Below are 12,463 nucleotides of genomic sequence, written 5' to 3' on the forward strand. Positions count from 1 at the left end.
GCTCCTCAGGTTTGTCTCCTCCACCATTGTCCACTTCCTCTGGAAACCTTGAAAGCATTTGGTCATTTAATAGTTCAAACATATTATTCATTTTAAAGTTAAAAAATTATTTCAATTCATCATCTAACTGATCAATTATATTGTTCAACGTTTCTTTTTGGCGATTGTTTTTATCGAAAAAAATCTTCTTTAAAGAATTTCTAAAATAGAATATTCCCATTGACAGAAAAATAATGAAAACACAAATAATAATTATAAGGTAGACAAGTATATCCATCTCCAGCTCAGCTTAGTTAGTTGAAAAAATGCGAGTTAATAAGATTTGTGATTGGACTATTATTGTTAGTGGGAGTCAGAGCACTATATATAACTTTTCTGAATCGGGAATTTTAGAATTGGAAATTAATTTGTTAAACAAATTCATACCAGTATTATTAAAAAAGATACCCCCTCACAGTATATAGTGAAGGGGTATCTTTTTTAATAACTTTGAAAAGAAAATATCAATCAACTTCTTCTACTTCTTCTACTTCATATTTTTTATCACTTTGACTTTGACTTTTACCATAATAATAACCTCCTCCACCAGAAACTAAAGCAGTACCTAGAATTTTCAAAAATTCCATGGCAAATTCTGGGTGTTCTGAAGAAAGAGAAAACATAATCAATCCAATAATTCCAAATGAAATGAGTCCAGTAAAAATCCATTTCATTTTCGTTTTCTTATAGTCGTATTCCCTGTATTGCTTAAAATCTTCAACATTTTTAGTTAAAGCAAATTTTGCATAATCATGGGAATTATTAACCTCTTTTTCTCGTATTTTTAATCCTGCAGCTTCATTTTCAATCTGTTTTTTTTGATTCTCTAAAAACTGAAATAAAAGTTTGTTATCATAAGGAGAAAGGTTCCCTTGGCCTCTCTTTTGATTGTGTTGACTCATCTTTTCTTATCTGTTCTTATTACCACTTTAAATTTTCCATACCCTCTTTGTCCTAATTTAGGTGGAATTACTCTTACACTTTCTATAAGATTTGTATTCATTTTATAGAATGATAAGAAAGATTTTGGGGAGTAAAAAACCTGATTTTTTGATAGTACAGACATAGTAAATAACGGCTTAGGTTCAGTTAATTAGTGATACATATGTGACATGAAGTCTAAATATATAACGTAAAAATGAGTAAAAAATACCAAATAATAGTCATTTTGTTACAAAATTGAATTAAACAACTCTTTTTTGAATAATTTAATCATTATACTTATTTTGCAACACACCAGCAACAAATCCAGCTAAAAACAAACTGCAACACGGTTATCAGTAAAAACAAACCCCTCACAGCAGTCTGAGAGGGGCTAAACGCTAGTAGAATACAAACTTTCCGTTTGGGTTTTTCTATGCATTTTCAAATCTTAATTCAGGCTGGAGGGGATTTCAATTCTGATTCCACCTGTAAAAAATACCGGGCCAAACCGCACATCGGGATAAGGAACAATCTCATCCGGAACCTTATAAAATTTTTTCTCTGGCTCACCTTCTTTATTTTGTTTTCCAGTATGAGCCTCATATTTCCAGGAATTAAACCGCAAATTTCTGTAAGCCACTTCCCCGAAAAACACAACATTTTTTATTCTTAGGTTAGCTTCTAATTTTCCAGCCGCCATAAATGACCAGTCACGTACATAATCACTTTCCTGATCACTTATTTCATTAATTACACTCAGGTCTTGTTTCAGTCGGCCATATCCAAGTTCTATACCCGGGGATAAATATAAAATTTCGGGCACCAGGGGAATATGATAATTTACAAAGGCTTTCGGCAACCAGGTTTTTAATTCCCCATCCCCCAGAGAATAGAAATCCAACCCTATCCCCCCGGAAAAATTGGATAGTAAATCCCGAACTTGCATATTCACATGCAGCACACTTCCCCCACTCAACGGTTTATACCCTGCTAAATAGTCTGTTCCAATGGTGCGTGGTCCTGGCTCACCATTATCAATTGTATAATCTCCTGAAGGCTGGTTGGGTTCAATTGTTTTCTGATTGTGGGAAAATCCATAAGAAACCGATCCCCCAACCAAAATTGGTGATCCATAAGTATGTTTTACCAACATCCCCTTTTTAAACTGATACCTCCCATCCAGCACCCTTCCTTCAGCATGATTAAACTCTACTTTATCGATATAAATAAGCCCAACTGCTTTATTTTTCCCCAAATTTAACCTGTCCTTTTTAGCCTTAATCACTTTAAAATATTGCCCCTCCTTTATTTCAAAATTACTCCCCCGGTCAATTACCACTTTATTGAGTGATTTTTCCAAAATAGTAGCCTCATTTTTCTTTTCTTCCCTAACTTCCCTTACCAATAGTCCTGTAGTTGAAATTTTACTTTTTCCTAAAACAAGCCCCTTGGCAAACATACTTTCAGTTTCGGTAATTTTTATTAAACCCAGCTTTGGTGTCCCTGCATGAATTTCAATATCCCCTTCTAAATTCTGATTTTCATTCGCATTTAAATTGAAGACCTCAAACACCATTCCTTCCTTCACTCCCATTTCATAACCCCGGTCCAGAATAATTTCGCCCTCTCTGATATCCTTGATGTAGGCCTGAATCAAAAAATATTTCTTAAATTTATCTACAATTTCATAAGCTAATCTTCCTAAAGCTTCCGTGGAAGCGCTTTGAGGGTTTCTACCTTCCGCATATGCTGTTGCCTCGGTAGATTCAACATAAACACCCGTTTCTATATCCAATAATCGAATATTGGCTTTTATCTTAGTAGAGTAATATTCTGGCTGTGCCAGTTCTCCTTCATCATTATAATAGGCCGGATGATAATCTGTAGTGTTTCCTGCAAAATTGCCTACAATAAATTTATTTACGCCCCGTCTTTTTCCGACTTCCACAGCAGTAGCTTCATCCACCATTCCGGACAATTGAAGTCTCAATTCTTTGGCAATTTCTTTTAATTCCGCATCATCAGTTGTGATTACATTAAATTTTTTAGAGGCAACAATCAGATTTAAGATTCTTTCGGTAATTATCTCTTCCATTTCCTCAGCATTAGGGCCTTGCCATCCGCTAAATGGAAGCACTGAGATATCTTCTTTTTCAAATGGATTTGACTGGCAATAAAGTTGAAACTGGATTAATAAAACCAGAGAGGCGCAAGTAGTAATAAATTTCATCAAAAGAACAATTTCAGTTAAAAATAGTAGTATCGTGAGTTATTTTTTCTTCAGAAAAAAATTGAGTAGTAGAGATTATCCAGGGTTTATTTTGCCTCTTTATACGGATTTTTTTGATGGTGGTTATGGATTTGGAGAAAACTTAAATGCATTCAATTTTACCTTAATTGAGCTGTAATGGGAAAGGGTTGCTCTAATTAAAATAGTACCGTGCATAATTTTTTTAGATTTAGTTGTAACCATCACTATTTTCGGTAGTAACCATATCAAAGCCTAATAAAAATCCAGCTTTATCACCATTCATTTTGTGATGAATAAACTAAAATGAAAGAGCAAATGACCTACTTACAAAAACTTAATCTGATTAAAAAATGACTGATGAAAAAGTCATGGGAGATGTTAGTCGGGGAGATCTTGACAAAGCTGCAATTCTGTTCGAAAGGTATCAGGGAAAAATGTTTAACTTTTTTCTAAAGATGACTTTTGAGAGAGATTTAAGCCAGGATATGACCCAAAATCTTTTCCTAAGAATGATAAAATACCGGACTTCATTTAATGAGTCCTTAAGCTTTAAATCCTGGATTTATCAGATCGCCAGAAACGTGCATTATGATCATTACAGAAAACTAAAGGGGAAGTTTTCCAAATACACAGATTTGGAGGCCATTTCGGATCATCTTGCCCATCAGGGAGATGATAAGGAACAAATAGAAAGAGAAAAATCGCTGCATAAAGCCATGACACTTCTGGATGAAGAACAAAGGGAAATTTTAATTCTAAGCAAATTTCAAAAATTGAAATATCATGAAATTGGGAAAATTCTGAATTGCTCTGAAGGGGCGGTGAAAGTAAAGATTCACCGGGCAATTAAAAAATTAAAAGGGTTGTATTTCATGGTTGAAAACAACTGATGAAAACCTTATTCCAAAAAATTAACACTAAGCTTAAATATTAGAGCTATGGATAATGATAATTTAAAAGACAAACTTGTGGATTTTATAGAAGGGAAACTTCCTCCACAAGAAGAAGTAGAGATTCAGCATTTACTGGCCGAAGATGAGGAGCTTTTCAAAGAATATGATCAGCTAAGGATTGTGCTTGAAAGCCTGGAAAATAGCAGGGAAGCCACTCCTGACCATTCTCTTTCCACTCATTTCTACGAAATGCTTTCAGAAGAAAAAACAAAACAGGCATCTGCCAATCATCTGGGGAAATTCAGTGTAATTTACAACAATGCCAGGAGCATTTGGAAAAATAATCTGGTAGTAAGAATAGCGGCTTCCATCACCATTTTTCTGGCAGGTTATATTCTGGATAAAAACATTCAGGTAGAGGAAATCCAGACCACTGAAATTGCCACTTTAAAGGAGGAATTAGAATCTACCAAAACCCTGGTGATGTTGTCATTACTCAAACAGGAATCGGCAAGTGACCGGTTGCAGGCAGTAAATATAAGTTATGAAATGGAAGAGGCCGATAATCAGATTATTAATGCCTTAATCCATACGCTAAATACAGATCAGAATGATAATGTAAGGCTGGCTGCTTGTGAAGCACTCGGCCATTACACGGATAAACCGCTGGTAATTAATGCACTGATTGAAACGCTAACACAGCAACAAGATCCTGAAATCCAATTGGTAATAATCGACCTTTTGGTTAAATCCAAAGAAAAAAGAGCCATTCCCCAAATCAGAACCTTACTGGAAACTCAGGAAGTAATCCAAACCGTAAGGAACAAGGCCAATGAGGGAATTGGGCAACTATTATAATATAATTCAAACAAAACAACTTTTAAAATCTAATTATAAAATGAATAAAATAGCCAAAATATTCTTCACTCTTTTATTAGCAATTGGTATGGCTGTTGGGCTTCATGCACAGGAGTTTAAAACCAAATTCACTGGAAAATCTTCCAATAGTAAAATTTCAATTGCCCTTAATAATAGCGAAGTGATCATAGAAGGACATGAAGGAAATGACGTGATAATTATTGCAAAAGGATTTAAGGCTCCTCCAAAAAGAGCAGAGGGTTTAAAACCACTTTATAACACTAATGTAGACAATACCGGAATAGGATTAGCACTTATCATTGAGGGAGATGAAATGAAAATAGAAAAAGCCTCCAGAGAAGACATAGATTATACCTTTAAAATCCCTTCTAATGTTCGCCTGGTTGTAAATGAAACCCAATGGCAGGGAGATGGCATAGAAGTACATAAAATGGCTGGAGAAGTTGAGGTAAACGCCAAAAACTCAGATATTGTGTTTAAAGATGTCACCGGGCCAATTGTAGCCAATACGACTAATGGGGACATAGAAATTGTTTATTTGTCCTTAAATCAGGAAAAGCCCAATTCCATTAAATCCGTAAATGGCTTTGTGGATGTAACTTTGCCCGCTTCCTCTAAAGCTGAGGTTAAAATGAGGTCGATGAATGGAGAAATTTACAGCAATTTTGAATTGACTTATCCTGAAGATAAAAAAGGGATACCCCATGTAGGCGGAAATAATACGATAGAAGGAAAGCTTAATGGAGGAGGAATAATGCTCAGTATCAACTCCATTAATGACGATATTTACCTTAGAAAAAAATAAATAATCAAATCAGGAGGGTTTTAACCCCCTCTCCTTTTCTTCCCCTCAAAACCCATTTACATCATGAAACTACAAAATACGCTTACCATTTTAATGGTAACCCTGGCCCATTATGCCTTTTCCCAAAAAATTGTTGAAAGAACAATTAGTGTTGCTCACCAAAAATCCATCAACCTGCAATTTAATCAGGCGGATTTGATTAAAATCACTGGCTGGGATAAAAAGGAAATTCAATTTAAAGCTTCTATTGATTTAAATGGAGGCACCCTGAATGATTCTCTTCATCTGTTTTTTGAAGAAGGAAATGAAGAAATCCAAATCTATTCCCAAATAGACAAATCATTTAAGCACTGGATGAGTAAAAGGAATTATACGGAAGAAGATGGCAGAAATTATTATTGGGGCAAAAATGAGAAGTTTATCATCAGTGAAATCCTTTATGAACTCAAAATCCCTAAGGAACTCATCACTCAACTCAAAACCATAAACGGAGATATTGAACTTAAAAACCTGGATAATTCCCTTACCGCAAAAACAATTAATGGGTTCATAGATTTAGACTGGAATCCTGAAACAGGAGCTTATTTCGAAATGAAAACTATCAACGGAGAATTATACTCCAATCTGGAGAATATTGAATTTACCAATAAAAAAGAACATCCGATAGTGGGCTACCCGCTAAAAGGGACCTATAAGTCCGGTAAAACACCTGTGATGCTGGAAACTATCAATGGGAATATTTTCCTGAGAAAAAGGTAGTTAAATCATTTGAATTCTACCATTTTTTTCTCGAAATGCCTCCAATCGAAATCATTGTAGGTAATAAGGGAAAGCAAATCACCTTCCTGGATTTTGCTTTCATAATCAGGGCAAATTTCAGGTTCTCCATTTCTAATAATGGCAAATGGCGAACATTTTATACCTGTCATGGCTGAAGCTTTTATCAAAGCAATCAGGAATTCATTCCAGGTCCAGCCAATTACAAGTTCAGGGGATAAAGTTTGAGGGTTGGAACCTTTTGAGTTTAATAATAATTGTTCGATAATTTCAGCCGAATATTTGTCCTGGCATTCCTGCACAAGTGCAAATAATTCAAAACTTTCCAAAACCTGAGTAGAATTCACATCATCAAACATCCAGGCATTTGCAGGATCGACCAGAATATGTAAAACCCTTGTCTGATTTTCCACAAACTTTGAAACCAAATCTACAATGGTTTTTGTGGCCCCATCAGAATCTGAAACGTTAGGCTCTGTGGGGAAAATAATGATGGCCTTATTTTCTTTTAATCCGGCATTTTCATAGGTCTCTCGGCTCAACGGATTCCCTTTTATAAAATGAATACCCCGTAAAAGGGAAATGGCTTTTGGTAATTCTTCCAGACTACTATCCACCACACAAACCCCTACATTCTTTTCTGCATCTCTGATTTCTTTCACAAAATTGATCAATTGATTTTCTCCTGGAAAATTGAAAATTACATAACCATCTTTATAAGGGTTTTTCATATAACCTAATCTTTTAATGTCTGATAAATGAACTTTATAATCGAAAAAGGCAGAGAACAGTGCACCCAAAATAGCAATACCAAGGGTACATAAAATCACAGTTACCCATCTGCCCAAAGTAGTTTCTGCGGGTCTGTTGCCATAACCTACGGTGGTAAATGTTTGCCAGCTTTGCCAAAAAGCTTCTTCCCAACTTACGTTTTCTGCAAATTGAAATGCAACTACATTTAGACAAAATAGAATGATGAAAACCACTCCCAACTGAACAAGCCAAAGCAAGGGCTGCTGCTTTTTAAGTTTACTTGTTAAGTCATTAAATAATCTAAAAATCATGGCACCAACTTATCTATTTTCCTGATTTTATCAAAAAAAATCTACTTTATGTTAATAAATATTAATATTTATTTAAGAAAAAACCCGAATTATTCAAAATTGTGTTTTTCAAAGAAAAAAATGGAATTATTCTTGATACAGGTTTTATAAGGCAATCATGAGCAATCTCGGTATAAACTTTTGTCCTATTTGAATTTTAAAGAATGGGATATATTGTGAATGATAAATAATCTTTGAATAATACAGTATTACCTGCGTTCCATTTTTAAGGAAAATATTATATATTGGTTTCACTTAAATACTAACTATTAATTTTTTACATTGATTCTTTAAAACCTATTCCACTGCCAAAAAATATTACCTAAAAGGAATTGACCACAAAGAATCCGCAATTTTTTAAAAGGCTTACATTTTTCTGACATGTTAAAACCCAATGCGTTCATAATGATTTTTATGACACTGATGTTAAGCAGTGGGCTGTCAGCTATTGGGAAGAGCGGAAAGGAAGATAGTCTTAAAAATGTAATTAACACTCACCAGTCAGATTCCGCAAGGATAGAAGCGATGATGGAACTATCCATACATTATTATCGCTCTGATATCAATCAGGCTCAGACACTGGCTTCACAAGCAGTTGACTTATCCTCAAAAATCAATTTCCGAAAAGGTTTAGCTTATAGCCATTTTATCCTTGGAAAAATTTATGGCAGACTCAATGATCCGAAGCTCAGCCTAAAGGAATATTTGTTGTCATTAAAAGTTTATCAGGAAATAGAAGATAAAACCTATATCTGTAAAATCTTCAACAACATAGGATTGATTTATAAAAATCAGGCTGACTATGATGAAGCTATATCTTACTACCTGAAAGCACTGGATCTGGCTAAGCAGGAAAATGATTTAAAAAACACGGCTGATGCCCTTAACAACCTTGGTACTGTATACAGAAGGGTTGGGAAATACGAAACTGCCATCGACTATTTTATTCAGGCCCTTAAGGTAAAAGAAGAAATGGGAGATAAAAAAGGTGTGGCCGCCATTAACGGAAATCTGGGAAATCTTTACCTGGATCATAGTGAATACGATAAGGCTCTGCATTATTATCAGGCTGCCAATACCCTTTTTGTTGACCTTGGAATCAGAAAGCTAGAGGCGGTTTCTCTCTCCAATATTGGACTGGTTTATTTTTATAAAAACAATTTAAAAGCTTCTCTGGAACACCATAAAAAAGCATTGCCCATTCTTACCGAACTTGGGGAATATAGCGAAATTGCAAATTGCCTTAACGATATTGGAAGTATTTACCTGAAAGAAAACAACTATGCCTTAGCCATACAAACATTCCAGCAAGGCCTAAAGTCATTTAAAGCAGCCGGAAGCAAAAACATGCTTTATATGGCCGAAACGTATAACAATTTAGGTGAACTTTATATCAAAGTCGGGGATTTTCAATCTGCTTTGGAGTACCTGGAATCAGGAAGAGCCATTGCCAATGATATTGATAACTTGTCTCTAAAAAAGGACATTTATCGAAACCTGGCCTTATTTTATGAAAAAACTGAAGATTTTGAAAAAGCCTATTTAAACCACAAATTATTCACTTCTTATAAAGACAGCATTTATAACCTGGAGAAAACCCAGCAAATTGCGGAGATCGAAACCAAGTACGAAACCGAAAAGCGTGATCAGGAAAATATGTTTTTAAAGAATGAGCAGGCCAGAAAAAATGCCGAGCTCAAGCGAAAAGACCTGGAAAACAAAATGCTGGCAGGAGGAATTATTCTTTTTCTTATAGCCATCATTCACTTTTATAGAATAAACAAGCAGAAAAAAGCCACCAATAAAATTCTCTCAGAACAAAATAAGCAGATTTACGATAAGCAACTGGAAATTGTCAATATCAACGAGAACCTGAAAGAATCTCAAAAAAGGCTTCATAATGCCAACTCCGAATTAAGGCTGTTGAATGACGGGCTCGAAGCTACTGTAAAAGCAAGAACTTCTGAGTTACAAAAGACCAATAATGAACTTGACACCTTTCTTTACCAATCCTCCCATGCCTTAAGAAGGCCCTTGGTTCATATCAATGGTTTAATGCAAATCCTTAGAATTGAGGAAGATAAAATAAAAGCGCAGGATATTTTTGATAAGTTGAACTACACTATCCAGAAAATGGATATGATGTTGAGCAAGCTGGTAATGGCCAGTGAAGTACATTATGGTCAGGAAAAGGAAAGAGAGATAAATTTTGAGGAATTAATAAAGGATGTCTGGGCATTTTTAAGTCTTAAGTACGATACCAAAAGCATCAGATTTGGAGTGGAGATAAATACCGATCTCAAGTTTTTGGCAGATGAAAGAATGCTTAGAATTATGTTCCAGAATATTCTTGAAAATTCAATTCTGTTTAAGGTAGATTCTACCTTAAGACCTCCTTCACTTGGAATTGATATTACAAGTGATTCCGAACACATGGAAATAAAAATTCATGACAATGGCATAGGCATTCCTAAAGAAGCCCTTTCTGATATTTTTAAAATGTTTACCGTGGCCACACACAAAACAGAAGGGTACGGTCTGGGGCTTTATATTGTAAACAAAGCAGTGAAAAAGTTGAAAGGAACAATTACAGTTTCAAGTTTTGAACATGAGTATACCGTTTTTAGAATTACCATTCCTTTGGTAAAAGCCACTCAATTAATTTAGTTTCTTATCCCCTCCTTTCTCGCCAATTTTCTCAAAAACACTACTACAATTTCGGAATCGAAAAAAACAACTGACTACTATTCCAACAAAATTATCTTCATGCCTCAATATATGTTAATGGTCCTCGTTTTGGAAAAGCATATATAGAAACCAGGAAATTATCCAAAATAGTTTCTATAAAGCTATAATCACTTAAAAATGGGAATTTGATTCTCATAATTTTTTAGCCAGGGCTGATTTTTTTATGTATAAACTGGAAGAGCAGTTAAATTCAATTCTTTACAATTCAAGAGGGCGCGCTTTAAGCTTTTTAAAACTGGTTTCAGGTTTAAATGTCATTATTGCCATATTCCTGTTGGTATTGAGATTTGGTTTTTTGCCAGATCCAGAAGAAACCTTTACGATTTTTCGGGGCTATGACATTTGTTTTCTGATTTTTGCGCTGGTTTACACTACCCGGCTTTTATTTTCCCTTACCCGGGTTAAATTTTTCAAGAAAACATGGTTTGAAGGTTACCTCAATATTATTATTATCATCCATGGGTTGGTAAATTATCTTTCCGATGGATTTAGAATTTTGCTCTGGCTGGTAAATCAACTTGAGATTTATAATCCATTACTCACTTTCGAACACATATTGAGTATTTATCTGGTAATACTTGTCGGTTTGGAGCTTACCAAAATCACTACCAGAATATCAGACTTACAACTTAAACCTGCCTCTACATTTATTTATAGCTTTATTATCCTGATATTCTTTGGCACACTATTGCTCATGCTCCCGGCAATGACTCAGGGAAAGGGAAGTATGCCATTTTTAGAAGCTTTATTTACGGCTGTAAGTGCCTCTTGCGTAACCGGACTTTCCGTGGTGGATACAGGAACTTATTTCACCCAAAAAGGCCAAATCATCCTATTATTCCTCATTCAGTTGGGAGGGATTGGAATTGTGTCATTTGCGACCTTCTTCGCCACTTTTTTGGCCAAAGGAGTAGGCCTTAAACATCAATCCATTATCAAAGACCATTTGAGTAGCGAATCATTGGTTTCGGCAAAAGGTTTACTAACCCGGGTTATTCAGATTACCATGATAATTGAAATTCTTGGGGCTATTTTCCTTTTCCTGGCCTGGGATGATGAATTAAAATTCAATACTTTAGGTCAGAAAATATTTTATTCTATCTTTCACTCTATTTCGGCCTTTTGCAATGCCGGGTTTAGCCTTTTCAGTGATGGTTTGTTTACCAATGACATCAGTGAAGGCACTGCAGTATTTGCCAGGGAAAGTGATATCAATATCCGCAAAATGTATTTGTTGCATTTTATAATTGCCATTCTAATCATTTTGGGAAGTATTGGGTTTAGTACCATCGAAGATATTTTTACGCTCAACAAAACAAAAAAACGATTTAAGAATCCTAATAAGGAATGGAGATTAAGTACCAAAATAGCTGTTTATTCTACTGTAATTTTGGTGACACTGGGCACGGTAGGTTTTATGTTCTTAGAGTTTAATCAACTGACAGACAGAACTATTATTGAAGCTTTGAGTACTTCCTTCTTTCAATCTGTAACTACCAGGACTGCCGGCTTTCATACTATGAATTTTGGGGGATCAAGCGGTGGATTACCCATAGGAAATCCCACCATAATCATGGTGATATTCTTAATGTTCATTGGGGCTGCCCCCGGTTCTACAGGTGGTGGAATAAAAAGCACCACGTTTTATGTACTCACCATGTCTGCCATTTCCAATATTAAAGGACAGGATAGAATTGAAATTGGGAAAAGAACCATTCCTGATGACTTAATCAGGAAAGCCTTTTCCGTATTTATGTTTGCTACTACCTACAATCTGGTGGCTGTATTTATTTTATCCATTACCGAATCCGGAAATCCGGCTGGAATTGGAATTTTACAACTTGTATTTGAGCAAATTTCAGCTTTTGCTACTGTGGGACTAAGTATGGGAATCACCTCCGGGCTTTCGGCCATGGGAAAGGTCGTTATCATCATTTCCATGTACATCGGCAGAGTAGGAACCTTAACCCTTGCCCTTGCCCTCAGCAGCAAAGTAATTACCAATTCTTATCGATACCCGGACGGACATGTCATGGTGGGTTAA

At 35.4% G+C, this 12,463-nt stretch carries 9 protein-coding genes; 6 read left to right on the forward strand and 3 right to left on the reverse strand.

The features are described 5' to 3' along the window. Positions 1-503: 503 nt before the first annotated feature. Positions 504-941: a hypothetical protein gene (locus A3EM_RS0127405; protein ID WP_020531449.1), complete on the reverse strand. Its 438-nt coding sequence runs from the start codon at positions 939-941 to the stop codon at positions 504-506. A gap of 470 nt (positions 942-1,411) precedes the next feature. Then, a complete protein-coding gene (locus A3EM_RS0127415) occupies positions 1,412-3,193 on the reverse strand; it encodes a hypothetical protein (RefSeq protein ID WP_020531451.1) in 1,782 nt (593 codons plus the stop codon). A 371-nt stretch (positions 3,194-3,564) separates the two neighbouring features. Between A3EM_RS0127415 and A3EM_RS0127425 the strand changes: the two genes are divergently transcribed. From A3EM_RS0127425 to A3EM_RS0127440, 4 genes are all read left to right on the forward strand, one after another. Beyond that, on the forward strand, positions 3,565-4,104 hold the full coding sequence (locus A3EM_RS0127425; RefSeq protein WP_020531453.1) for an RNA polymerase sigma factor: 540 nt from the start codon (positions 3,565-3,567) through the stop codon (positions 4,102-4,104). Positions 4,105-4,152: 48 nt separating this feature from the next. After that, positions 4,153-4,965, forward strand: coding sequence for a HEAT repeat domain-containing protein (locus tag A3EM_RS46340; protein ID WP_020531454.1), 813 nt, complete (start codon positions 4,153-4,155; stop codon positions 4,963-4,965). Between the two features lie 40 nt (positions 4,966-5,005). Beyond that, complete coding sequence (locus tag A3EM_RS0127435; protein WP_020531455.1) at positions 5,006-5,791, forward strand: DUF4097 family beta strand repeat-containing protein; 786 nt, start codon at positions 5,006-5,008, stop codon at positions 5,789-5,791. A 63-nt stretch (positions 5,792-5,854) separates the two neighbouring features. Beyond that, a complete protein-coding gene (locus tag A3EM_RS0127440) occupies positions 5,855-6,550 on the forward strand; it encodes a DUF4097 family beta strand repeat-containing protein (RefSeq protein ID WP_020531456.1) in 696 nt (231 codons plus the stop codon). A 5-nt stretch (positions 6,551-6,555) separates the two neighbouring features. Here the strand turns inward: A3EM_RS0127440 and A3EM_RS0127445 are convergent, their stop codons facing one another. Then, positions 6,556-7,632, reverse strand: coding sequence for a potassium channel family protein (locus tag A3EM_RS0127445; RefSeq protein ID WP_020531457.1), 1,077 nt, complete (start codon positions 7,630-7,632; stop codon positions 6,556-6,558). A gap of 453 nt (positions 7,633-8,085) precedes the next feature. On the opposite strand from A3EM_RS0127445, the gene A3EM_RS0127450 reads away from it, so the two are divergent. Continuing rightward, positions 8,086-10,338, forward strand: a complete 2,253-nt coding sequence (locus A3EM_RS0127450; RefSeq protein WP_169513414.1) for a tetratricopeptide repeat protein — start codon at positions 8,086-8,088, stop codon at positions 10,336-10,338. Positions 10,339-10,582: 244 nt separating this feature from the next. Next, positions 10,583-12,463: a TrkH family potassium uptake protein gene (locus A3EM_RS0127455; RefSeq protein WP_020531459.1), complete on the forward strand. Its 1,881-nt coding sequence runs from the start codon at positions 10,583-10,585 to the stop codon at positions 12,461-12,463.

It is taken from the genome of Flexithrix dorotheae DSM 6795, from assembly GCF_000379765.1.
Lineage (GTDB): Bacteria > Bacteroidota > Bacteroidia > Cytophagales > Flammeovirgaceae > Flexithrix > Flexithrix dorotheae.